19 protein-coding genes and 3 pseudogenes are annotated in these 24779 nt (G+C 61.4%); 14 read left to right on the top strand and 8 right to left on the bottom strand.

Annotation, left to right across the window (positions count from 1 at the left end):
• The first annotated feature begins 93 nt into the window (after nt 1-93).
• From B2J77_RS10180 to B2J77_RS10150, 7 genes are all read left to right on the top strand, one after another.
• Nucleotides 94-1191, top strand: coding sequence for a carboxynorspermidine decarboxylase (locus B2J77_RS10180; RefSeq protein WP_058605458.1), 1098 nt, complete (start codon nt 94-96; stop codon nt 1189-1191).
• 33 nt (nt 1192-1224) lie between these two features.
• Nucleotides 1225-2469: a saccharopine dehydrogenase family protein gene (locus tag B2J77_RS10175; RefSeq protein ID WP_058638276.1), complete on the top strand. Its 1245-nt coding sequence runs from the start codon at nt 1225-1227 to the stop codon at nt 2467-2469.
• Nucleotides 2470-2686: 217 nt separating this feature from the next.
• Nucleotides 2687-3907: a putative DNA modification/repair radical SAM protein gene (locus tag B2J77_RS10170; RefSeq protein ID WP_023533877.1), complete on the top strand. Its 1221-nt coding sequence runs from the start codon at nt 2687-2689 to the stop codon at nt 3905-3907.
• Nucleotides 3898-4746, top strand: a complete 849-nt coding sequence (locus tag B2J77_RS10165; protein WP_058638277.1) for a TIGR03915 family putative DNA repair protein — start codon at nt 3898-3900, stop codon at nt 4744-4746. Before B2J77_RS10170 ends, B2J77_RS10165 begins: the two co-directional genes overlap by 10 nt.
• A gap of 287 nt (nt 4747-5033) precedes the next feature.
• Entirely contained in the window at nt 5034-7100 is a 2067-nt protein-coding gene (gene treS, locus B2J77_RS10160) for a maltose alpha-D-glucosyltransferase (RefSeq protein ID WP_058638278.1), read from the top strand.
• A 76-nt stretch (nt 7101-7176) separates the two neighbouring features.
• Complete coding sequence (locus B2J77_RS10155) at nt 7177-7800, top strand: riboflavin synthase subunit alpha (protein WP_078478561.1); 624 nt, start codon at nt 7177-7179, stop codon at nt 7798-7800.
• A 15-nt stretch (nt 7801-7815) separates the two neighbouring features.
• Entirely contained in the window at nt 7816-8517 is a 702-nt protein-coding gene (locus B2J77_RS10150; protein ID WP_078478560.1) for a YoaK family protein, read from the top strand.
• Here the strand turns inward: B2J77_RS10150 and proP are convergent, their stop codons facing one another.
• The 3 genes and pseudogenes from proP to B2J77_RS10135 all read right to left on the bottom strand — a co-directional run bounded on the left by proP (nt 8518) and on the right by B2J77_RS10135 (nt 12225).
• Nucleotides 8518-10020 carry a glycine betaine/L-proline transporter ProP gene (gene proP / locus B2J77_RS10145; RefSeq protein WP_058638281.1) on the bottom strand — a complete coding sequence of 501 codons (1503 nt, stop codon included), beginning with the start codon at nt 10018-10020 and terminating at the stop codon, nt 8518-8520.
• Between the two features lie 160 nt (nt 10021-10180).
• Nucleotides 10181-11161: pseudogene (hemB, locus tag B2J77_RS10140) on the bottom strand (porphobilinogen synthase).
• Between the two features lie 167 nt (nt 11162-11328).
• Nucleotides 11329-12225: pseudogene (locus B2J77_RS10135) on the bottom strand (PA4780 family RIO1-like protein kinase).
• 193 nt (nt 12226-12418) lie between these two features.
• Between B2J77_RS10135 and B2J77_RS21895 the strand changes: the two are divergent.
• A complete protein-coding gene (locus tag B2J77_RS21895; protein ID WP_416231931.1) occupies nt 12419-12844 on the top strand; it encodes a response regulator in 426 nt (141 codons plus the stop codon).
• 235 nt (nt 12845-13079) lie between these two features.
• Nucleotides 13080-14470, top strand: a pseudogene (locus B2J77_RS10130) (sensor histidine kinase).
• A 149-nt stretch (nt 14471-14619) separates the two neighbouring features.
• On the opposite strand, the gene B2J77_RS10125 reads toward B2J77_RS10130, so the two are convergent.
• Nucleotides 14620-14925, bottom strand: a complete 306-nt coding sequence (locus B2J77_RS10125; RefSeq protein WP_078478559.1) for a DUF3077 domain-containing protein — start codon at nt 14923-14925, stop codon at nt 14620-14622.
• Nucleotides 14926-15476: 551 nt separating this feature from the next.
• Here B2J77_RS10125 and B2J77_RS10120 point away from each other — a divergent pair.
• Nucleotides 15477-16547: an enoyl-CoA hydratase/isomerase family protein gene (locus B2J77_RS10120; protein ID WP_058638286.1), complete on the top strand. Its 1071-nt coding sequence runs from the start codon at nt 15477-15479 to the stop codon at nt 16545-16547.
• 15 nt (nt 16548-16562) lie between these two features.
• Nucleotides 16563-17714, top strand: coding sequence for an acyl-CoA dehydrogenase family protein (locus B2J77_RS10115; RefSeq protein ID WP_058638287.1), 1152 nt, complete (start codon nt 16563-16565; stop codon nt 17712-17714).
• 56 nt (nt 17715-17770) lie between these two features.
• On the opposite strand, the gene B2J77_RS10110 is transcribed toward B2J77_RS10115, so the two are convergent.
• Nucleotides 17771-18703 (bottom strand): LysR family transcriptional regulator, encoded by a 933-nt coding sequence (locus B2J77_RS10110; protein WP_058638288.1) that lies wholly within the window; start codon nt 18701-18703, stop codon nt 17771-17773.
• A 5-nt stretch (nt 18704-18708) separates the two neighbouring features.
• Nucleotides 18709-19422, bottom strand: a complete 714-nt coding sequence (locus B2J77_RS10105) for a tRNA (adenine(22)-N(1))-methyltransferase (RefSeq protein WP_058638289.1) — start codon at nt 19420-19422, stop codon at nt 18709-18711.
• A 126-nt stretch (nt 19423-19548) separates the two neighbouring features.
• On the opposite strand from B2J77_RS10105, the gene B2J77_RS10100 reads away from it, so the two are divergent.
• Both B2J77_RS10100 and B2J77_RS10095 read left to right on the top strand, forming a co-directional pair.
• Nucleotides 19549-19929, top strand: a complete 381-nt coding sequence (locus tag B2J77_RS10100; RefSeq protein WP_058638290.1) for a RidA family protein — start codon at nt 19549-19551, stop codon at nt 19927-19929.
• Between the two features lie 223 nt (nt 19930-20152).
• Nucleotides 20153-22153: a peptidase U32 family protein gene (locus B2J77_RS10095; protein ID WP_078478558.1), complete on the top strand. Its 2001-nt coding sequence runs from the start codon at nt 20153-20155 to the stop codon at nt 22151-22153.
• Between the two features lie 8 nt (nt 22154-22161).
• Here the strand turns inward: B2J77_RS10095 and B2J77_RS10090 are convergent, their stop codons facing one another.
• Nucleotides 22162-23484, bottom strand: a complete 1323-nt coding sequence (locus B2J77_RS10090; protein ID WP_078478557.1) for a sigma-54 dependent transcriptional regulator — start codon at nt 23482-23484, stop codon at nt 22162-22164.
• 340 nt (nt 23485-23824) lie between these two features.
• On the opposite strand from B2J77_RS10090, the gene B2J77_RS10085 reads away from it, so the two are divergent.
• Nucleotides 23825-24091: a hypothetical protein gene (locus B2J77_RS10085; RefSeq protein ID WP_058638293.1), complete on the top strand. Its 267-nt coding sequence runs from the start codon at nt 23825-23827 to the stop codon at nt 24089-24091.
• Between the two features lie 102 nt (nt 24092-24193).
• Here the strand turns inward: B2J77_RS10085 and B2J77_RS10080 are convergent, their stop codons facing one another.
• Nucleotides 24194-24739 (bottom strand): vWA domain-containing protein, encoded by a 546-nt coding sequence (locus tag B2J77_RS10080; protein WP_371921581.1) that lies wholly within the window; start codon nt 24737-24739, stop codon nt 24194-24196.
• Nucleotides 24740-24779: the final 40 nt, after the last annotated feature.

The following is a 24779-nucleotide window of genomic DNA, read 5'->3' as shown; positions in this document are numbered from 1 at the left end:
CCCGGACGAAATGCAATTGCACCCTTTCGATCTGCGGCGAGTGAAGGCACAATGCGTGTCCTTTTTTTGGCCGGCCTTGCCGAGGGCCTCTAAATGATCAATACGCCGTACTACCTCATCGACAAGACCAAGCTGCTGAGCAACATGCAGAAGATCGCCTATGTGCGCGAACACTCGGGTGCCAAAGCGCTGCTGGCGCTCAAGTGCTTCGCCACCTGGTCGGTGTTCGACCTGATGCAGCAGTACATGGACGGCACCACGTCGTCTTCACTGTACGAGCTCAAGCTCGGCCGCCAGAAGTTCGCCGGCGAAACCCACGCCTACAGCGTGGCGTGGGCCGACGACGAGGTCCAGGAGATGCTCGAGAACTGCGACAAGATCATCTTCAACTCCATCGGCCAGCTGCAACGTTTCGCAGAGCAATCCGAAGGCAAGGTCCGGGGTCTGCGCGTCAACCCACAAGTCAGCAGCTCGGACTATCAGCTGGCCGACCCGGCACGCCCGTTCAGCCGCCTAGGGGAATGGGACCCTGCCAAGATCGAAACCGTGATCGATCAGGTATCGGGGTTCATGTTCCACAACAACTGCGAGAACGGCGACTTCGCCTTGTTCGACCAGATGCTGACCCGCATCGAGGAACGTTTCGGCCACCTGCTGCACAAAGTGAAATGGGTAAGCCTGGGCGGCGGCATCCATTTCACCGGCGAAGGCTATGCGCTGGACGATTTCTGCGCGCGTCTGAAGGCGTTCTCGCAAACCTATGGCGTACAGGTTTACCTGGAGCCAGGTGAAGCCGCGATCACCCAGAGCGCTTCGCTGGAAGTGACTGTGCTGGACACGCTGTACAACGGTAAGCACCTGGCCGTGGTCGACAGCTCGATCGAAGCGCACATGCTCGACCTGCTGATCTACCGCCTCAATGCCAAGATGGCGCCCAACGACGGTGAGCACACCTACATGGTATGCGGCAAATCGTGCCTGGCCGGCGATATTTTCGGTGAATACCAGTTCGAACGCCCACTGGCGATCGGCGACCGCCTGTCCTTCGTGGATGCTGCGGGTTACACCATGGTCAAGAAAAACTGGTTCAACGGTTTGAAGATGCCATCCATCGTGGTCAAGCAACTCGACGGCAGCGTCGAGGTGGTGCGCGAGTTCGGTTTCGAAGACTACGTTTCCAGCCTGTCGTAAGACAGGCCTCGTCTGTAAGGAGCAACAGGTAAATTGAAGAAGAACGTTCTTATCATTGGTGCAGGAGGTGTCGCCAAGGTGGTGGCCCACAAGTGCGCGCAGCATAACGACGAACTGGGTCGTATTGCCATCGCGTCACGGAACATCTCCAAATGCCAGGCCATCATCGACAGCGTCAAGGCCAAGGGTAGCCTCAAGGTACCCGCCGACATCCAGGCCTTTTCGCTCAATGCCCTCGACGTCGAGGCGACCAAGGCATTGATCCGCGAAACCGAATCGCAAATCGTGATCAATGTCGGCTCTGCATTCCTGAATATGTCGGTGCTGCGTGCATGCATCGATACCGGCGCTGCCTACCTGGATACTGCCATCCACGAAGAGCCGGGCAAGATCTGTGAAACCCCGCCATGGTACGGAAACTACGAGTGGAAACACCTCGAAGAGTGCCAGGCCAAGAACATCACGGCCATTCTCGGTGTCGGTTTCGACCCGGGTGTGGTCAACAGCTACGCAAAGCTTGCGCAGCAGCAGTATTTCGACCGCATTGATTCGATCGACATCCTCGACGTCAATGCAGGCTCGCATGGCAAGTACTTTGCCACCAACTTCGACCCGGAAATCAATTTCCGCGAGTTCACCGGGCAGGTGTGGAGCTGGCAGAACAGCCAGTGGACCAGCAACACCATGTTCGAAGTCAAGCGCACCGATGACCTGCCCGTGGTGGGTTCGCAAAACCTGTACCTCACCGGTCACGATGAAGTGCACTCCATCTCCAAGAACCTGAACGTACCCAACGTCCGGTTCTGGATGAGTTTCGGCGAGCACTACATCAATGTGTTCACGGTCCTGAAAAACCTGGGCCTGCTCAGCGAGCAGCCGGTCAAGACCGCAGAAGGCCTGGAAGTGGTACCGCTGAAAGTGGTCAAGGCCGTGCTGCCTGATCCAGCGTCCCTGGCGCCTGGCTACACCGGCAAGACCTGCATCGGTGACCTGGTCAAGGGCACCAAGGACGGGCAACCGCGTGAAGTGTTCATCTACAACGTGGCCGATCACGAAGAGGCGTACGCCGAAACGGACAGCCAGGGCATTTCCTATACCGCTGGCGTACCACCGGTAGCCGCTGCCTTGCTGGTGGCTCGCGGCGAGTGGGATGCCAAGCGCATGGTCAACGTCGAGGAACTGCCTGCCGAGCCGTTCCTCAAGGCGCTGGACGTGATGGGCCTGCCAACCCGTGTGAAGGACGAAAAAGGCGACCGTCCGTGGGACGCTGAAGCCTGATTCACCCAAGAGGGCGCCTTCGAGGCGCCCTCTTCTTTTATCGACCAACCCCACCATGTCTTTCACGATCGCTGAAACCCAGTAGTTGCCCGCGCCATCAACCACTCATCGGATAACCTACGAATTTGCTGGGATATCTCGCCGGGCGGCGTTCAGCACTTGCAATTGACCCTAGCCCTCAATACTGTATGAATATTCAGTACGACAGGTAAGAGTCATGCAACTGATCGCCAAACTGGGCATTCTTGCCGATGCCGCCAAGTACGATGCATCTTGCGCCAGCAGTGGTGCGCCAAAGCGCAGCTCGCGTGGCGGCAACGGTTTGGGCGCTACCAACGGCATGGGCATTTGCCACAGCTACACCCCAGATGGTCGCTGCGTGTCTCTGCTGAAGATTCTGCTTACCAACTTTTGCCTGTACGACTGCCAGTACTGCGTCAACCGACGCTCGAGCAATGTGCCCCGCGCACGGTTCAGCCCTGAAGAAGTGGTGCGTCTGACGCTGGACTTCTACCGGCGCAACTGCATCAGTGGCCTGTTTTTGAGCTCGGGCATCATCCGCTCGGCTGACTACACCATGGAGCAGCTGATCAGGGTCGCGCGGTTGCTGCGCGAAGAACATAACTTCCGTGGCTATATCCATCTCAAGACCATTCCGGACGCCGATCCGCTGTTGATCGAAGAAGCAGGCCGTCTGGCCGATCGCTTGAGCGTCAACATCGAACTGCCTACCGACGACAGCCTCAAGCGCCTGGCACCGGAAAAGCAAGCATCGACCATCCGTCAAGCCATGGGCGTGATTCATCAAGGGCAGCAAGCGGTAGCCAACGAGCCTCGCGCCCCGCGCTTCACCCCTGCCGGTCAAAGTACCCAGGTCATCGTCGGGGCTGACAGTACTGACGACAGCACACTGCTGCGCAATGCCGAATCGCTGTACCAGGGGTACGGCCTCAAACGTGTCTACTACTCAGCCTTCAGCCCCATTCCCGACAGCCCTGGCAGCGTGCCACTGGCCGCCCCGCCTCTGCTGCGTGAACACCGCCTGTACCAAGCCGATTTTCTCTTGCGCGGGTACGGGTACAAGGCCGGCGAGCTGTTGGGACAAACCGGCAACCTGGCGCTGGATATCGATCCCAAATTGGCATGGGCGCTGGCCAATCGCGAAGTGTTCCCGCTGGATGTGAACCGCGCAGAGCCCGCGCTGCTCGCCCGCATTCCAGGCATAGGCCTGCGCAGCGTGCAGCGCCTGGTCGCCTTGCGCCGTGAGCGGCGTATCCGCTATGACGACCTGATCCAGCTGCGTTGCGTGCTCGACAAGGCCCGGCCCTTTATCGTGACCAGCGATTATCGCCCTGCCCAGGCCGACCTTCGCAGCAGCCTGCTGCGTGCCCGCCTGCGTGAACCACAGGCACCGGTTCAAATGGGGCTATGGGGGTGATAGCGCTCGATTGCGATGACCTGTTCGGCGTCTGGCGGGATCAGGCCAGAGCCTTGCTGAGCCATGGCGTCGATCCGTCACAAGTCACCTGGTCCCAAGGGCCCATGACCGATATGCTGGCCGACACCACCACGCTGCCGGCCGGTACGGGCCCGTTTCGGGCGAAGGTGCCGGCGGCCTTGCTCGGTCAACTGGAGGAAGCGGCACGCTATCACGGCGAGCAGCGGTGGAATCTGTTGTACGAAGTGCTGTGGCGGGTCGCTCACGGCGACCGCACTGCGATGCTGGCCGGTGATCGGCTGGGCAGCGAGCTGCATCGACGCATCAAGCAAGTCAGCCGCGAAGCCCATCACCTGCATGCGTTTTTGCGGTTCGTGCCGCTGCCTGAAGCGTTGGTCGAGCACTTGCAATTGGACCTGGTCGCTTTTCACGAACCTGCTCACGACATTCTGCAAAGCGCCAGCCCGCATTTTGCCGACAGGCTGGGGCGGCTGCGGTGGCTGATCGCGACGCCACGCGATGGCATCCGCTATGACGGCCGCCGCTTCGACTATCAGCGGCAATGCCCGGAGCTCTGGCGGCAATGGGCGCAGCACGCAGAAGACCCTGGCGCCGAATTGTGGCGAACATACTACCGCCACACCTTCAACCCCGCCCGCCTGAACCCCAATGCCCTGCGCCTGCACATGCCTGGCCGCTTCTGGCGCCACTTGCCAGAAGGGATGCTTATTCCTCAACTCGAGGGGCTGGCACGCCAAGGCAAGCAGCGGGACGGCCAGGCCTTGGAAGTCGCAGCCCAGGCTGGCAAGCAGATCAACAAGGCCTCGCGGAACAGTTGACTGCCGGAGCCCGAAAAGCGCGCCTGCCACAAACCCCGTGTTGAGCCGTAATGCTGTTCACTTAGGGCCGCTTCGCGACCCATCGCGGCACTAGGCCGCTCCCACCCTGACTGCGTGACGCTTGAGTCAAAGGGCTCACAGGACAGTGTGGAAGCGGCCTTGTGCCGCGATGGGCCGTGAAACGGCCCCAACGATCTTAAGTGAACAGCACTACGTGTTGAGCCGAACGTTCCGCGTGCCCTGCCGTCATAACCTGAGCCGGTGCCGACACGCAAAGAGGACGCGAGATGACCCAACCCGACCCGTCATACGTCAAGTGGCTTGAAGAACGCTCCATGCTGAAGGCATCCCAGGAGCGGGCCAGCCTGTATTCCGGGCAAGCGCGACTGTGGCAACAGCCCTACGCCCTGGCCCAGCCGCGCCGTGCGACGGAAATCGCTTCGGTCTGGCTGACGGTCTACCCCGATGCGATCATCGCGCCCGACGGTTGCTCGGTGCTGGGCGCTTTGGCCCATGAAGCGCTATGGAAGCGCCTGTCAGAAATTGGTATTCAAGGTGTCCACACCGGGCCAATCAAGCGTTCCGGCGGTATCAGCGGGCGCGAGCTTACGCCGAGCGTGGACGGCAACTTCGACCGGATCAGCTTCGACATCGACCCGCTCTACGGTACCGAGCAGGAATTGGTGCAGATGAGCCGCATGGCCGCCGCCCACAATGCCGTCACCATCGATGACCTGATCCCGTCGCACACCGGCAAAGGCGCCGATTTCCGCCTGGCCGAGCTGGGGCTGGCGCCCTACCCAGGCCTCTACCACATGGTCGAGATCCGTGAAGAGGATTGGGGGCTGCTTCCTGACGTGCCCGAAGGCCGCGATTCGGTCAACCTGCTCCCCGCTCAGTGCGACGAGCTCAAGGCACGCCACTACATCGTCGGTCAGCTGCAACGGGTGATCTTCTTCGAGCCGGGCGTCAAGGAGACCGACTGGAGTGCCACGGCACCGATCACGGGCGTGGATGGCAAGACCCGCCGATGGGTTTACCTGCATTATTTCAAGGACGGTCAACCCTCCCTGAACTGGCTCGACCCGACCTTCACGGCGCAGCAGATGATCATAGGCGATGCCCTGCATGCCCTGGACTGCCTGGGCGCACGTGGTTTGCGCCTGGATGCCAATGGTTTCCTGGGTGTCGAAACACGCGCCAGCGGCACCGCCTGGTCGGAAAGCCACCCCTTGTCGCTGGTCGGTAACCAGTTGATCGGTGGCATGATCCGCAAGGCAGGGGGGTTCAGCTTCCAGGAGCTGAACCTCACCCTCGATGACATCGCCCAGATGTCCAGCGGCGGGGCCGACCTGTCCTACGACTTCATTACCCGACCGGCCTATCAGCACGCGCTACTGACCGGCGATACCGAATTCCTGCGCTTGATGTTCAAGGAAATGCACGCCTTCGGCATCGACCCAGCCTCGCTGATTCATGCGTTGCAAAACCATGATGAGTTGACGGTCGAGCTGGTGCATTTCTGGACCCTGCATGCGCATGACATGTACCTGTACAAGGGCCAGACCTTGCCCGGCAGCATCTTGCGCGAGCATATCCGGGAGGAGATCTACGAGCGCCTGTCCGGTGAGCATGCACCTTACAACCTGCGGTTCGTCACCAATGGCATCTCTTGCACCACGGCCAGCTTGATCACCGCTGCCTTGGGTATCCGGGAGCTTGATGACATCACCTCCGAGCAAGTTGAATCGATTCAGAAGCTGCATCTGCTGCTGGTGATGTACAACGCCATGCAGCCTGGTGTGGTGGCCATATCCGGTTGGGACCTGGTGGGTGCCCTGCCCTTGCCTGCCGAAGCGGTGGCTGAGCGGATGACCGACGGCGACACACGTTGGATCCACCGCGGCGGTTATGATCTGGCAGGTCTGGACCCAGAGGCCCAGGCCTCAGTGCGCGGTATGCCGCGTGCCCGTGCCTTGTACGGCAGCCTTGATGAACAACTCGAGCGCAGTGACTCGTTCGCCAGCAAGGTCAAAAAGCTGCTCGCGGTTCGCCAGGCATATGGCATCGCCACTAGCCGGCAACTGCTGGTGCCCGACGTGACCTCGCCTGGCCTGCTGGTGATGGTGCATGAACTGCCTGCAGGGCGCGGTATCCAGATAACCGCCCTGAACTTCAGCCAGGACGAAATCAGTGAGGAGCTGCAACTGACCGGTTTCACGCCAGGCCCTGTGGTGGACATGATCAACGAAACGGTCGAGGGCGATTTGACCGAGGACGGACGCTTGATGGTTAATCTGGACCCCTATGAGGCGTTGTGCCTGCGCATCGTCAACAGCAGTGGTCACGTCTGAGGTGCGGTGACTTGCATTTGCGGGCGCCTGGGCATAGTTTGCGCAAGTCAACTTACCCGTGCCCAGGAGCAACGCAATGTACACCGGCATCGTCCAGGCCGTCCGCCCTCTGCTTGATGTAGCCCGTCACCCTGGCCACAACCAGTTCACCATCGACCTCACCCCGGCACTGCTCGACGATCTGAAGATCGGTGCCAGTGTCAGCGTTGAAGGGACCTGCCTGTCGGTCACCGAGATCGAAGGCACACACGTTCGCTTCGACGCCATGACGGCAACGCTGGAGCGCACTAACCTGCGTTGTTTGCAGGCCGGCCAAGGAGTGAACATCGAGCGTTCGGCGAAAATGAACGCAGAGGTGGGCGGCCACCTCATGGCTGGCCACATCGCCACCACTGCAGACATCGTAGACATCTCCATCGCTGCCACCGGTGCATACATCAAGTTCCGCATGCCGCCTGAATGGGCCAAGTACGTCTTTGCCCGCGGCTTCATTGGCGTCAATGGCTGCAGCCTCACCGTCGCCGACATCGAGGACAACGTGGTCACTGTCAACCTCATTCCAGAAACCCTGCGCCAGACCACGTTTACCCGTTATCAGGAAGGCGACTTGCTCAATATCGAAGTCGACCACCACACCATGGTGCTGGTCGATGTCGTGGAGCGCACCATTCGCAATACCCTGGCCCGCGAGCAACGGTAGACCCGAGGACTGCACATGCTACCTGCCGCCGCAGCCACACCTAGTTCCAGGCGCCGTCGTGTCCACCGGTTACGAGGCCGCGTAGGGCTCGGTCTGGTGGCCGGCCTGTCGGTACTGGCAGGGATGACCGATGCCATCGGTTTGTTGGCCTTGGGCGATTTCGTCTCGTTCATGAGCGGCAACACCACGCGCCTTGCCGTCGCCATCAACGACGTCGATGGCCCGATGATCCTGCGCCTGGCAGGCGCGCTGCTGGGCTTCGTGGCTGGCAATACCTTGGGTGTGGTGCTGGCGCACAAGTGCCGGCGCCGTGCCTGGCCCGTACTGCTGGTGGTAGCGGTGCTGCTTGGGTTTGCGGGGATGCTGCCAGCGCCGGATACCTCAATACTCTTGTTGGCCGCCACACTGGCGATGGGGATGATCAATGCCGTGGTTGAGCAGGTCAACGGTCTGCCGATTGGCCTGACCTATGTTACCGGTGCCCTTTCGCGATTTGGCCGTGGCCTGGGCCACTGGATGCTGGGCGCTCGCCGCCATGGCTGGCGGGTGCAACTGGTGCCTTGGCTGGGCATGCTGCTGGGAGCAGCATGTGGCGCTTGGTTGCAGAAACACCTAGGGCTGCAGGCTATGGTCGGCAGTTGTGTGCTGACCTGCCTGCTGACCCTGGTGTCGCTGTTCATCCCTCGTGCCTGGCAGCGACGCTACATGCCCCGCTGATCAATCGATACGTGGATGCTGCTGCACCAGCAGCTTGCGCTTGGCTTCCAATTCAGCGATCTGGGTATCGATGTCTTCGATCTTCTGCTCGATATTGTCGTGGTGCTCCTGAAGCAGCTCGCGAGCCTCGTCGATGTCAGACGCTGCTGGCGCCGCGCCACGCAACGGCTTGTTGGCCGTTTCTTTCATGGTCACCCCAGTGATGAAACCAATCACGGCAATCACCATCAGGTAGTAGGCGGGCATGTACAGGTTGCCGGAGCTTTCCACCAGCCAGGCGGCCAGAGTCGGGGTAAGGCCTGCAATCAGCACCGAAATGTTGAAGGCACTGGCCAAGGCGCTGTAGCGGATATGCGTCGGGAACATCGCTGGCAGGGTCGATGCCATCACGCCAATGAAGAAGTTCAGCAGCACGGCCATCAGCAGCAGGCCGGCGAAGATCAAGCCCAGCACACCGCTGTTGATCAGCATGAAGGCAGGAATTGCCGCCGCAAAAAGGCCGACGCTACCCAGGATGATGAAGGGGCGACGGCCGAACTTGTCGCTCAGAAGACCGATTATCGGCTGCACGAACAGCATGCCCACCATGATCGCGATGATGATCAGTACACCATGATCTTCGCTGTAATGCAGGTTGTGGGACAGGTAGCTGGGCATGTAGGTGAGCAGCATGTAGTACGTGACGTTGGTCGCGATCACCACGCCGATGCAGGTGATCAGGCTACGCCAGTGCTTGGTCGCCACTTCCTTGAACGACACCTTCGGCCCGGAAGCCAGGCCTTCACGGTCACCTTGCTCCAGTTTGTCCACATGCTGCTGGAAGGCTGGGGTCTCCTCCAGCGCGTGACGCAAGTACAGACCAATCATACCCAGCGGCAAAGCCAGGAAGAACGGCAGGCGCCAGCCCCATTCAAGGAATTTCTCTTCACCCATCACGGTGGAGATCATCACCACCACGCCGGCGCCCAGGACGAAGCCGGCGATGGAGCCAAAGTCCAACCAGCTGCCCAGGAAACCACGCTTGCGATCAGGTGCATACTCGGCCACGAAGATCGACGCGCCGGTGTACTCACCGCCTACCGAGAAGCCCTGGGCCATCTTGGCCAGCAACAGCAGGATCGGTGCCCATATGCCGATACTGTCATAGGACGGTATCAGGCCAATGGCGAATGTGCTCAAGGACATGATGACGATGGTGGCGGCGAGAATCTTCTGTCGCCCGAAGCGGTCGCCGAGCGCGCCGAAGAACAACCCACCCAGTGGTCGGATCAGGAACGGCACGGAGAAGGTGGCCAGCGCGGCAATCATTTGAACGCTGGGGTCGGCATTGGGGAAGAACACTTTGCCCAGGGCATAGGCGACGAAGCCATAGACGCCGAAGTCGAACCACTCCATCGCGTTGCCCAGCGCAGCGGCGGTAATGGCCTTGCGCATCTTGGCGTCGTCGACGATGGTGATGTCCTTCAGGCCAATCGGCTGAACCCTTTTTTTGCGAGATTTCATTTATTTATCCCTGACGGTGACTGCTCTAAGGGATCAGATACAAAGGGACACTAAATAATTCAGCGCTTAGCGTTTTTTTGTGAAAGCAGGCACAAGGCGGGATGCGAGCCTTGAGGCACTGGGTTGCTGGGGCGGCTGCGCAGCCCCAGCAACCGCGTTTTCAAATACCTTCCAGCGCCAGGTCCATGGCGAAGTAGGTCAGGATCAAGTCGGCGCCCGCACGCTTGATCGCCCCGATGCTCTCGCGCATGACGCGGCCCTCATCGATGGCGCCAGCCAGTCCACCGAACTTGATCATGCGTACTCGCCGCTGACCTGGTAGGCCGCCGCCAATGGCAGGCGCGAGGCGTTACGGATGTCGGCAATCACGTCCAGATAGGCACCGGCCGGCTTGACCATGAGCACGTCGGCGCCTTCCTGCTCATCGAGCAGTGATTCGCGCACCGCCTCGCGGCGGTTCATGGGGTTCATCTGGTAGCTCTTGCGGTCGCCCTTGAGCGCCGTACCGCCCGCTTCGCGGAAAGGCCCATACAACGAAGAGGCGAACTTGGTGGAATAGGCCATGATCGCCGTGTCATGGAAGCCCGCGCCGTCCAACGCGCTGCGTATCGCCTGAACCTGCCCGTCCATGGCCGCCGAAGGCGCGATGAAATCCGCACCTGCCGCTGCGGCGATCACGGCCTGCTTGCCGAGGTTGGCCAAGGTGGCGTCGTTGTCCACGCCGTGGTCATGCAGCACGCCGCAGTGGCCGTGGCTGGTGTATTCGCAGAAGCAGGTGTCGGACATCACGACCATTTCCGGCACTGCATCCTTGCAGATCCGCGACATGCGTGCGACCAGGCCGTTTTCATTCCAGGTGTCGCTGCCCACGGCGTCCAGGTGGTGGGAGACCCCAAAGGTCATCACCGAACGGATGCCGGCACGGGCGTACCGCTCGATTTCCCGCGCCAACAGCTTCTCGGGAAATGCGATTGACGCCAGGCATGCTCTTGATCGGCACGAAGTCATCGATACCCTCCTCCACGAAGATCGGCGGCAGGATCAGATCATCGAGGCGGAACTCGGTCTCCTGAAAGACGCTGCGCAGCGCTTGGCTCTTGCGCAGACGGCGGGGACGGACGGACGGAAAAAGAGTGGACATGACAGCTCCAGAAAGATGAACGGCGTATACCTTAAGCCCGAGCCGCGACACGGAAAGACCAAATGACGAGATATTGTCTTGCGTCAAAGGCAATGACCGTCGCGCAGGCCGAAACCTGGCCGGCGCGGCCTGATGTATGGGGTGGGCGCACCGGTAGGTTGGCTGTGTCAGCGCAGCCAGGGCGGGGTCGGCTCTTCAGCCTGCGGTTGCCCTTGCTCGGCCTCGGCTCGCGCTTCGCGGCGGCGGGCATCGTCCAGCCGGGCGGCGTCGATCTCGCGCATGACGCCGGCCACGTCCGCTGCCTGCTCATCTTCAGCGAACAACCCCGTGAGTGGGCTGTCGGGGCGCAATTCGCCGGCTTCGTAGAGGGCCCACATTTCCTGCGCGTAACGGGTGGCTTTCAGCTCAGGGGCAAAGCGTCCAAAATAATGCGCCATGTTCGACACATCGCGCTGCAGCATGCTGAACGCATGGTTGTTGGCCGCAGCGTCCACTGCCTGGGGCAAGTCGATGATCACCGGCCCGTCCGGACCCAGGAGTACGTTGAACTCCGAGAGGTCGCCATGGACGAGCCCTGAGCAGAGCATCAGTACGATCTGGCTGATCACGAACCCGTGATATAATCCCGCGCCTGGTCCGCCTCGAGGTGAACATCGTTCAGCCGGGGCGCAGCATTGCCATTGGCATCGGTTACCAGCTCCATGAGCAGCACGCCATCCTGGAAGTCGTAGGGCTTGGGTACCCTGACGCCTGCCCCAGCCAGCCGGAACAACGCGGCCACCTCGGCGTTCTGCCAGGCATCCTCGGCTTCCTTGCGCCCGTACTTGCTGCCCTTGGCCATGGCCCGGGCCTGACGGCTGTTACGCACCTTGCGCCCTTCCTGATACTCGGCCGCCTGGCGGAAACTGCGCTTGTTGGCTTCCTTGTACACTTTGGCGCAGCGCACCTGGTTGCCACAGCGCACCACCGTACACGGCGGCCTCCTTGCCACTCATCAACGGCCTCAGTACCTCGTCGACCAGGCCATCCTCGATCAGGGGTTCGATTCTCTTGGGTGTCTTCATCAGGCTGTGTTCGGGTCCTGGGCTGTGATGCGGCCTATCCTCTCACAGCCGAGTCGCACTTGCTTGCCCATGTGCTGCCCATGCCGATAAACAAGCAAGGCCATGCAACAGGCGCCAGATGAATTATTCTTAAATCGCCTGCTGGCCGTTCTTTGGCACAATCAGGCTTTCATCTGGATGTTCGGGATCCCGCATGCCTCGCGTACTCACCATCGAAGACGACGCCGTCACCGGCCAGGAAATCGTCGCTGAACTCAACAGCCATGGCTTGGACGTTGACTGGGCCGACAATGGTCGCGAGGGCCTGGCCAAGGCTATCGCCGGCGGCTATGACCTGATTACCCTTGATCGCATGCTGCCGGAGGTGGACGGGCTGACCATTGTTACTACTTTACGCAATCTCAAGATCGCCACGCCGATCCTGATGATCAGTGCGCTGTCAGACGTGGATGAACGGGTCCGAGGCCTGCGTGCAGGCGGCGACGACTACCTGACCAAACCGTTCGCCTCGGACGAGATGGCAGCGCGCGTCGAAGTCTTGCTACGCCGTAAACAGTGTGCCCATGACGCAGACTCGCCTGCAGGTGGCCGACCTGGAGCTGGACCTCATCACCCATGAAGCCCGACGCGGCGAGCACACGCTCAATTTGCTGCCCACCGAGTACAAACTGCTGGAATACCTGATGCGGCACAGCGGTCAAGTGATTACCCGGATGATGATCTTCGAGGAGGTCTGGGGGTATCACTTCGATCCAGGCACTAACCTCATTGACGTGCACATCGGCCGCCTGCGCAAGAAGATCGACCTGCCTGGCCAGTCGCCGTTGATCCGTACCGTACGGGGCTCCGGTTATATGCCATTGCTGAACCCGTCTAAGGGCTGGAGTTCTTCCACGAGCCGGCTGCTGGCGCTCTACAGCTTCCTGTTCGTGGCCTGGAGCAGCATCCTAATGGGGGTGCTGTACTTCGAGGTTTCCAGCTACCTGAACAAACTCACCCGTCATTCGATGCTGCAGCGCCAACACCTGTTCGCGCACATGAGCGGCAAGCAACTGGACGACGCCCTGATTGCGAGCCAAGCCTTCGAAGAACGCAGCTTCGATGCCTATGGCCTGTTCGACGCGCAACTCAACCCGCTGGGCGGCAGCGTACGTGCCCTGCCCCCTGGGCTGGCGCTGGACGGCAAGATCCACGAGCTCAAGCGCTGCCTGAACGCCGACGACCCGAACATGCCGCGCCATAGCTGCGATGCGGTGGCGATCAAGGTGCAGGATGGCCGCTGGTTGGTGTTGTTCCGGGACAACGGCTCGTTGTTCGTTGTCACGCGTATCATCCTCGACGCCTTGCTATGGGGCATTTCGTTGACGCTGATCCCGGGGTTTGCAGGTTGGTACCTGCTCAGGCGCCGGCCACTCAAGCGCATCCGCGCGGTACAGGCTCAGGCCGAGTTGATCGTGGCGGGCGACCTTACCCATCGCTTGCCGCTGTCGGCACGGCGCGATGAGTTGGACATGCTGGCGGACATCGTCAACGCCATGCTCGACCGCATCGAGCGCCTGATGCATGAGGTAAAAGGTGTGTGCGACAACATCGCCCATGACCTGCGCACGCCGCTGACGCGGCTGCGCGCCCAGCTGTACCGCATACGCCAGCAAAGCGATGCCGATACCGCCCAGGCCGAGGCACTGGATCAAGCCATTGGTGAAACCGATACGCTGATGGCACGCTTTCGCGGGCTGTTGCGGATCAGCGAGCTGGAAGATCGCCAGCGCCGCGCAGGGTTCACGCAGTTGGCCCCCCATGACCTGTTGGTGGAACTGCACGATTTCTACCTGCCACTGGCGGAGGACGGTGGCATCCAGTTGACCTTGCACCAACCAGGGCAACTGGCGCCGCTGCATGGCGACCGCGAATTGTTGTTCGAAGCACTGGCCAACCTGGTGGGCAACGCCATCAAGTTTACGCCCGAAGGTGGGCAGGTGCAGATCACAGCTTCCCAAGATGACACTGGCGTGCACCTGGCGGTGGAGGACACGGGACCTGCATTGCCGAACAGGAGCGTACTGCTGTGCTCAAGCGGTTCTATCGCAGTGACGAGGGGCATCGGCATGCGGGCTTCGGCCTGGGTTTGTCCATCGTGGCGGCGATCGTGGACTTGCACGGGTTTGGGTTGGAGATTGGTGAAAGTCGGTTAGGCGGGGCGAAGTTGGTGTTGCATTGTCCTCTTGCGGGTTTGGTCAAGTAAGCCCATGCAAGGCTGGCAACCTCTGCGGTGGCACCAGGCTGCTCCTTATATCGACCATGACCGCTTTAACCCTGGGAGTTTGCTAACAACCAAGGGCGGAGCGAGGCAATTGACTCCGCCACTCGCTAGAGGCACCCCGCTGTCGTCAACTAGCGGTCAGGTACCCGCCGCTGAGCCTCCAACCCATTCAACAAAGCCTCTACCACCGCGGTGGCCGATTCCAGCCCATGGTCATTACCCAGCAACAGGTCGCAGCAAGTTACACTGGCCAACTCCGTGGCCTTCAGATTGGCGGCATAGGCGCCACGCAACAGCGTGGACAGGTGCACGAGCGCATCTTCAAGATCGACGCCCGGACGTACCGAAAACAAAGGCGGATGGCTACTTTCACAGGTAGAGAATGAGGTGGGCGCGGTTGTGAGACTGGCAGGAGGATCAGGTAACCCTTTTGTCATGGTGTTCTCCTTGATTCATCAGGAGCCGCCACGCAACGTGACCAAACGAATGGGTGGCGACTGTACGCGGGTTGGTCAACCGGGAATCAAGGAAACCGGCGCGCACACGGAGGCGCCCCACGCACAGCCGCCATGACACGAGACAGCCGCGCACAAAAAAACGCCGACTGATTCGCTGAGCGGCGCTGATGGCGCCTTGATGATTGCGGGTGACCAAACCCGGCTGCTGGATTTACAACAGCCCGCGAAGACTAACCCTCCCACGGTGCTTTCAAGCCAAGTGCCCCGCTTGTAACACTTGTAATAGCCATAGCGTGGCGCCGATAACGCACCCTTGGCGCCTGATTCGCAGCTACAGTGAACGGCTATGAAGCCTCAAGGCTGGTTCCAACCGACGCGGACTCACAGCACCACGGGCCCCGGCGCAAAAATGCACGATGCCCCTGCACAATTGTCGATTGTACGAGGCAAATTCGCATGCCAGGATCCAGCGATCCTCCAGCGAACTCCAGATTTCACATGGAAAATCAATAACAAGCAGGGAGACCGCAATGACAGCGCTTATTCAAACGCCGGTTACCGAACACATCCTGAGCGAAGTTCGCAACCAGATCGGCCACCTGCGTCTCAACCGCCCCGCCGGATTGAACGCCCTGACTTTGGACATGGTGCGCAGCTTGCGCAAGCACCTGGACGCCTGGGCTAACGACCCGAACGTACGCGCCATCGTCTTGCGCGGCGAGGGCCCGAAGGGCTTCTGCGCCGGTGGCGACATCCGCTCGCTGCATGACAGCTACAAAGCCGGCGACGACCTGCACGAGGCTTTCTTCGCCGAAGAATATGCCCTGGACTTGCTGATACACCGCTACCGCAAGCCTATTGTGGTGCTCATGGACGGCTTCACCCTCGGCGGTGGCATGGGCCTGGCACAGGGCTGCGACCTGCGCGTGGTCACCGAGCGCAGCCGCCTGGGCATGCCAGAGGTAGGCATCGGCTATTTCCCCGACGTAGGGGGCAGCTACTTCCTGTCACGCCTGCCGGGCGAGCTGGGGACCTACCTCGGCGTAACCGGTACACAAGTCCAGGCGGCCGATGCCCTGTATTGCGGCCTGGCCAACTGGTATGTGACGAGCGACAAGATCGAGGCCCTTGATCGGGAGCTGGACCAGTTATCCCTGAGTGACAATCCGCTCAAGGACTTGCAGAACCTGTTGGCGCGCCTGGGCACCCAGACGCTGGAAGGTCCGCCACTGGCCGCGCTCCGTCCAGCGATCGATCATTTCTTCGCCTTGCCCGATATCTCAGCCATCGTCGAGCAGTTGCGCGCCGTCAGCATCGGCGATAGCCATGCCTGGGCCGTGGCCACTGCTGATCTGTTGGAAACCCGATCCCCCCTGGCCATGGCCGTGACGTTGCAGATGTTGCGCCGCGGTCGACAGTTAAGCCTGGAAGACTGCTTCGCAATGGAGTTGCATCTGGATCGCCAGTGGTTCCAGCACGGCGACATCATCGAGGGCGTGCGCGCCTTGATCATCGACAAGGACAAGCAACCGCGGTGGAATCCCCCTACCTTGCAGGGCCTGGAGCGCCAGCGGATCGACCAATTCTTCGAAGGCCTTTGAGCCTGGGAGCAGCAGATGCAAGACGTGGAACTGAGCGAAGAGCAGATCATGATCCGCGACATGGCCCGCGACTTCGCCCGCGGCGAGATCGCGCCCCACGCCCAGGCGTGGGAAAAGGCTGGCTGGATTGATGACGCCGTCGTGCGCAGCATGGGTGAACTTGGCTTGCTGGGCATGGTGGTCCCCGAGGACTTCGGCGGCAGCTATACCGACTACGTGGCCTATGCGCTGGCGGTCGAAGAGATTTCAGTCGGGTGTGGCTCCACCGGGGCCTTGATGAGCATCCACAACTCGGTAGGGTGCGGCCCGTTGCTGGCCTACGGTACCCCTGAACAGCAGCAGCACTGGTTGCCGCGGCTGGCCAGTGGCGAGGTGATTGGCTGCTTCTGCCTGACCGAGCCCCAGGCGGGATCCGAAGCCCATAACCTGCGCACGCGCGCCGAACTGGTCGACGGGCAATGGGTGATCAACGGCAGCAAGCAGTTCGTCAGCAATGCCCGTCGCGCCGGGCTGGCCGTCGTGTTCGCCGTGACCGATCCGGAGCTTGGCAAGAAAGGGCTGTCGGCGTTTCTCGTACCTACCGACAACCCCGGCTTCAAGGTCGATCGCACCGAACACAAAATGGGTATTCGCGCCTCCGATACCTGCGCGGTGACGCTCGAGCAATGCCGCATTCCGGCTGCCAACCTGCTGGGCGAGCGCGGCAAAGGCCTGGCGATCGCCTTGTCCAATCTCGAAGGCGGGCGAATCGGCATTGCGGCCCAGGCACTGGGCATCGCCAGGGCTGCCTTCGAAGCAGCGCTGGGCTACGCCCGGGAACGTATTCAGTTCGGCAAGCCAATCCACGAACATCAGAGCATCGCCAACCTGCTGGCCGACATGCAGGTGCAGATCAATGCGGCGCGCTTGCTCATCCTGCACGCCGCGCGCCTGCGCAGCGCTGGCAGACCGTGCCTGTCCGAAGCGTCACAGGCCAAGCTGTTTGCCTCGGAAATGGCCGAGCGGGTGTGCTCGATGGCCATACAGGTCCATGGTGGCTACGGCTACCTTGAGGATTATCCGGTCGAGCGGCATTACCGCGATGCGCGCATCACCCAGATCTATGAAGGGTCGAGCGAAATCCAACGGATGTTGATCGCACGTGAGCTTAAACACTACGCGCTGTAAGGCCCGGCCTTCCTGGCCAGGCTTGGACGGGCGGCGGGGCTTGTGCCCCGCTGCCGTCAGCGGCAATAACGGGGGTCTTCGACCACCTGGGCGTGGGCAGCGAAAATCGGCGGCAGCCGCTCCTTGAGGTAGTCGATCCAGGTTCGGACCTTGGCATCCAGGTAATGCCGTGAGGGGTAAATCGCATACAAGGCATTTTCCCGCAGCCGGTAGTCCGCCAGCACCCGGCACAGGCGCCCTTGCTCCATGGCCAGGCTGGCGGTGTAGAACGGCAACAGGCCGATACCCATGCCCAACTCGCTGGCGACCAGCATGGCGTCCGCCACGTTGGTCATGAAGCTGTCCTGGGGTGCGATGACGCAATCGCCACCTGCCTGCGGGAACACCCAGTCACCCTCGTACAGCGGGTAGGCCATGCGCAGGCAGCGATGCTGGTGCAGGTCGTCGGGCCGTGCAGGTACGCCTTTTTCATGCAGATAACCGGGCGCGGCACAGGCAATGCTGAAAATCGCGCCCAAGGGGACGGCAATCAGCTGTGAGTCCGGCAATGCCTGGTCGACGGTGATGACCACATCATGCCCTTCAGCCAGCGGGTCGGGGTTGCGCTGGGACAGCGTCAGCTCGATGACCACTTCGGGACAAAGCGCGTTATAGCCTGCCACCAATGGCATCAACAACAACCCAAGCCCATGGGGACAATGCACACGCAGCCGGCCACGGGGCGTGAGGTGAGCACCACGTGCCTCCCCCACTGCCTCGTCGGTCAATAGCAGTATCTGCCGTGCGCGCTCGAGAAAACGCTCCCCCGCCTCGCTCATGCGCAAGCGTCGGGTGGTGCGGTGCAGCAATCGGGTTTGCAGCTGATTCTCCAGCTCCGCCACGATGCGCGAGACCTGCGCGGCGGAGATGTCCAGCGCGTTGGCCGCCGCGGCGAAGCTGCCGCACTCCACCACCCGGACGAAGGTACGCATGGCCTGCAACATGTCCATGAAAGCTAGTCCTCGAGGTGGGGGCGTTCGGCCAGCAGGCGGGTGATCCAGTCAACCTGTTGTTCGAAGTCGGCGACCTTGGCAGGCGGCACTGCGACGCGGGCCTGGGCGAAATTGGCAAGGGTCTGCTTTTTTTGCCCGAGCATGCGCTGCCACTTCACGTGAAATGCCTGGCCATGGTCCCGCATCAACAGGGGGCCGAAATACAGCTGCTGAGGACTGTAGGCCGCATGACCGGGTTCTGCCACGATGATTTCGTAGTCGAAGCGGTGCTCGCGCAGCACCTCTTCAGCGACGATACGGTAGCCGTTGCTCATCAGCCACTGTCGCACCTGCGGCTCGGCGCCATTGGGTTGCAGTACCAGGCGCTCGACACCCGCCAAACGAGCTCTGCCCGCTTCGAGAATCTCGCACAGGGTCTCGCCGCCCATGCCGCACAGGCTCACGGCCGTGATGCGGTCCTCAGGGACGATGGCCGCCAAACCATCGGCCAGGCGCACGGCGATGCGCGACTCGAGCCCCTGCTTGCGCACGTTGCGCTGAGCGGCCGCATGAGGGGGGCTGGCCACCTCCCCGGCCACTGCGTACTCGATGCGCTCGCGGAGCATCAACGCTACGGGCAAGTAGCCATGATCAGAACCAATATCAGCCAGACGCGCGCCCTGGGGCACATGGGTGGCCACACGCTCCAGGCGCATGGACAAGGTGTGTTCGTTCACGGTAAGCCTCTCTGCAATGGCGGCGATTCTGACCGTGAATGCCGCGCTTTGCAAAAAACCGGCCTCTCGACCGGCGCAGGCCGCTCGCGTAGGCTTGAGGCTTTTCCACCGTGCAAGGCAGACCCCATGGCACATGCTGATATCGTCTACACCCCAGACAGCGACCCAGAATCCATTTCCTCCGATGTCGCCGAATACAACGGGATGCTGGTAACCACTCAGGTCCCGGTGCACCCTGACGGTAGCCTCGCGTTGGGAGATATCGTCGAGCAAAGCGAATGCACGCTGCAGGCCTTGAAGGATGCTCTGGAGAAAGCCGGCAGCGGTATGGACCGGGTGCTGCACCTGACCATCTACCTGACCGACATGGCCGACCGCGCCGCCTTCAACCAGGTGTACCAGCGTTTCTTCGCCAAACCCTGGCCAGTGCGCGCCGCCGTAGGCGTGGCGGCGCTCGCGTTCGAGGGCATGCGCGTGGAAGTGACGGCGATGGCGGCCAAAGGCTGACTGAACAGGACCGGAGGCCGTTGCGGGCCTTGACTGGCATGATCCAGACCTGCGCCCGCTGTTTTCAAGGCCAGAACCTTGGGCATGCGGCCTGGGCGTGGGACCGGCTGCGATAGGCTGCGCAGCCGCCCCGGCCATCCGGCCAGCACAGCCTGAGGGTGTCGCCCAGCACAATCGTCGGTACAATGCCCGGCTATACCGTGACAGCCGAAACCATAACGACATGTCCCTTCCCAAGCATCACCTGGAACTGCTCAGCCCTGCCCGCGACGTGGCCATTGCCCGCGAGGCTATCCTGCATGGCGCCGATGCCATCTATATCGGCGGCCCTAGCTTTGGCGCACGCCATAATGCCTGCAACGAGGTGGGCGATATCGCCGCGCTGGTCGAGTTCGCCCATCGCTACCATGCGCGCGTGTTCACCACCATCAATACCATCTTGCACGACAACGAGCTGGAGCCGGCGCGCGCGCTGATTCACCAGCTGTACGACGCTGGCGTCGATGCGCTGATCGTGCAGGACCTGGGGGTCATGGAGCTCGACATCCCACCCATTGAGCTGCATGCCAGTACCCAGACCGACATTCGTACCCTGGAGCGGGCCAAGTTTCTCGACCAGGCTGGCTTTTCTCAGCTGGTACTTGCACGCGAGCTGAACCTGCAGCAAATCCGGGCCATCGCAGCCGAAACGGACGCCGCCATCGAGTTCTTCATCCATGGCGCGTTGTGCGTGGCGTTCTCCGGGCAATGCAACATCTCCCACGCCCAGACCGGTCGCAGCGCCAACCGGGGCGACTGCTCCCAGGCGTGCCGTCTGCCCTACACGCTCAAGGACGACCAAGGCCGGGTGGTGGCGTTCGAAAAGCACCTGCTGTCGATGAAGGACAACAACCAGACCGCCAATCTGCGCGACCTGGTCGATGCCGGTGTGCGCTCGTTCAAGATCGAAGGGCGCTACAAGGACATGGGCTACGTGAAGAACATCACGGCCCATTACCGCAAGGAGCTCGACGCCATCCTGGAAGACCGTCCTGGCTTGGCCCGCGCCTCGAGCGGTCGTACCGCACACTTCTTCGTACCGGACCCGGACAAGACGTTCCACCGCGGCAGCACCGATTACTTCGTGACTGACCGCAAGGTCGATATCGGCGCTTTCGACTCCCCTACCTTCACCGGCCTGCCAGTGGGTGTGGTGGAGAAAGTTGGCAAGCGCGACCTGCAGGTCGTCACCGACGTGCCGTTGAACAACGGGGATGGCCTCAATGTGCTGGTCAAGCGTGAAGTGGTAGGTTTCAGGGCCAACATTGCCGAGGCACGCGGCGAATTCGAAGAAGACGGCCAAAAGCGCTTCCGCTACCGGGTGGAACCGAACGAGATGCCTGCCGGGCTGCACAAGCTAAGGCCAAACCATCCGCTTTCGCGTAACCTGGACCACAATTGGCAGCAGGCCCTGCAGCGTACGTCGGCCGAACGCCGCATCGGTGTAAGCTGGCAGGCGGTGCTGCGCCAGGAGCGCTTGACCCTGAACGTGACCAGCGAGGAAGGCGTGCAAGTGCAGGTCGCCCTGGATGGCCCATTCGGCCCGGCGAACAAGCCCGAGCAGGCGCTGGACCAACTGCACGACCTGCTTGGCCAGCTCGGCACCACGCTCTACCACGCCGACAGCATCGAACTGGACGCCCCGCAGGCGTTCTTCATTCCCAATTCGCAGCTCAAGGCCCTGCGCCGGCAGGCCATCGAGACGCTGACCGAGCAACGCATACAGGCGCACCCCCACGGCCGGCGCAAGCCGGAAACCTCGCCACCACCGGTCTATCCCGAGTCGCACCTGTCGTTCCTGGCCAACGTCTACAATCAGAAAGCCCGGGATTTCTACCACCGTCATGGTGTGCAGTTGATCGACGCGGCCTATGAAGCCCACGAAGAACACGGTGAAGTGCCGGTGATGATCACCAAGCACTGCCTGCGCTTCTCCTTCAACCTGTGCCCCAAGCAGGCCAAAGGGGTGACCGGGGTGCGTACCAAGGTGGCGCCGATGCAGCTGGTCCAAGGGGATGAAGTACTGACCCTGAAGTTCGACTGCAAACCCTGCGAGATGCACGTGATCGGCAAGATGAAGAACCACATCATCGACCTGCCCACCCCTGGCAGCGCCGTGGCCCAGGTCGTAGGCCACATCAGCCCGGAAGACCTGCTCAAGACCATCGTCCGCGCGCCTCACTGAGGCGCGTTTCAGCGTATCTGGTGCTTGTGCAACAAACGGTAGAAGGTCGGCCGCGAGATGCCCAGCACCTTGGCTGCAACGCTGAGGTTGTCGCTGTGACGGTCCAGCACATCGCACAACGCCTGGCGCTCGGCCTTGTGCTTGTACTCCTCCAGCGTGCCCAGCGGCGGCTGTTGTGCAAACGGCTGCAAACCCAGGTCCTTGGCCTCGATCTGGCGCCCTTCGGCAAGCACCAGCCCACGCCGCACCCGATTGGCCAGCTCACGCACGTTACCCGGCCAATCGTGCCGGCCCATGGCCATCAGCGCGTGCTCACTGAAAGAGCGTGGCCGCCTGCCGGTTTCCAGGCTGTAGAAATGGGCAAAATGATTGGCCAGCATCGACAGATCGCCATGGCGGTCACGTAACGGGGCGGTGACCACCTGCAGGACGTTTAAACGGTAGTACAGGTCTTCCCGGAAGCGGCCCTGCTCGATGGCCTTTTCCAAATCGACGTGGGTGGCGGCCAACACCCGTACATCCACCGGTACTGGCTGGCTGCCTCCCACTCGCTCGATGTGCTTTTCCTGGAGAAAGCGCAGCAGATTGGCCTGCAGTTCCAGTGGCAGGTCGCCGATTTCATCGAGAAACAGCGTGCCGCCGTTAGCGGCTTCGATGCGACCGATCTTGCGTTGGTGGGCGCCTGTGAACGCGCCCTTTTCGTGCCCGAACAGTTCGGACTGAATCAGGTGCTCGGGAATGGCCCCGCAGTTGATCGCCACGAAAGGCTGCCCGCTGCGCTGGGACTGGCGGTGCAGCGTACGCGCCACCAGTTCCTTCCCCGTGCCGCTTTCACCGCGTATCAGCACAGGCGACTCGGTCGGTGCCAGCTTACCCAGCAGCTTGCGCAATTCTCGAATCGGCCGGCTCTCACCCAGTAGCTCATCCTGGGTGTCGAATGCCTTGACCGTGCCCTTGCCACGCAGCCGCGCCATGCCGAAGGCCCGGCCCAGAGTGACCTGCACCCGCGATTCGTCGAAGGGTAATGTATGGAAATCAAAGAACCATTCACAGACGAAATCGCCGACGGCCGGGCAGCGCAGTTGTTCGGCACTCAGCACCGCAATCCACTCGGTGTTGCTGCGCTTGATCATGTCCTTGACCACGTCAGGGTGCTTGAGGTGCGCTTCATCCAGGCGCAGTACACCTACATCGCAACGATGCTCCAGCGCCTGCGCCAAAGCGCAGCTGGCGACCTCCCACCCGGCCTGAACCAAGCCTGGCGTCAGGCGGTGGCAATCGTCACAAGGATCGACGATGAGCAGGCGGCGTTGCACTGCGGTTTGTTGCATGACCGATCCTTGGCGCCAAGTATTGGTTTCTTGAAATAAAACAGTAAGTTGTGGCGCCCGAATAACAGTAGCAATTAAGTTGACGGTGCCTATGACCGTCTGTCTGCCAACACTGCTTTTCCTAATTTCGCCAGGGAATTTTCGATGGTTAACGTCCTCACATGGGGCGCGTTGAAACAAAAATGAATAATCGTTGATTATTTTGCTGCACCCATGTGACTTAATGCCGACTATCGAGCATCAGTACACATAACCCCGCGCTGCATTTCGCGATACATGAGGCGACCTTGAAGCAACGCGGACGTCACTTGAATGTTTGGGACCACAGAGAGACCGAACCATGAATGCCCCGCTCCGTGTCAACGAAGCACTGCTGATCGCCGACCACGCCTTCGAACCCTTCCACTGCGTGGCCTGGGACGCCCCCAACGGCACTGGCGACCTGAGCCTGGCGGTCATCGACCGTACCAGCACCCGCATCGGCAGCAAACAGGTAAACTCGCAAACTTATTCCGACAAAGCTCAGTGGCTTAACCTGATTGAGGAAGTACGCGCAGAACTTTGTGAAAAAGGCTACCACCTGCAGCCGTGGTCGATGCCCAAGTAAATGAACAGCGTTGACATGTGCGTGCTCTGCCACGCACATGTACTTGCGGCCCTGCATATTTCATCCTGCTAACGTGCGACTTGTTGCCGCACCCCGCCGTTATCACTTCATCGCTTCGAAACTAAGCAGGTGTTGATAGTCTGCTGCCAGTTGCTGCGCCAGCCGGCGAGCACGGCCCAGCCGGACCGGGGCCAGCTCCATGTCAACCAGCAAGGTGGGGCACGGCAAGGGCTCGACAGGGTCCCATTGCTGCAGACGACCGTCCGTAAACACCAGGCAGCGTACTTCCTCGTTCGGATAGGCCTTGCGCCGATTGCCCAGCCACTGCCTGGCTTGCTCCAGCGCCGGCAGCAACGGAGTGCCCCCTCCCGCCCCAAGCGCCTGTAACCAAGGTTGCAGCGCGGCCGAAGCCTTGAGCCCATGGCGCTGCCATTGCGGTGCACTGCCACTTGCCGTCAACAAAGCCAGCCGTGCGCGCTGGCGGTAGGCATGGTCGAACAATGTCGCCAACAGCCCTTTGGTGTGCGCGAGCGCCTGATGGCGACGCGTCGAGGCGGAGGCGTCGACGATGATCAGCCATAACTGAGCCGGTGCGCCTCTGCGGGTGTGCCAGCACAAGTCGTCGCGGTGCCGAGGCCGGCCCTTCAACAGGCTCGGCAGCCAGGCGACCTGGCCAGCACTGGCAGCC

The sequence above is a fragment of the Pseudomonas parafulva genome (assembly GCF_002021815.1).
GTDB lineage: Bacteria > Pseudomonadota > Gammaproteobacteria > Pseudomonadales > Pseudomonadaceae > Aquipseudomonas > Aquipseudomonas parafulva_B.
Note: the sequence above shows the minus strand (reverse complement) of the source record. Positions and strands in the feature narration are given on the sequence as shown.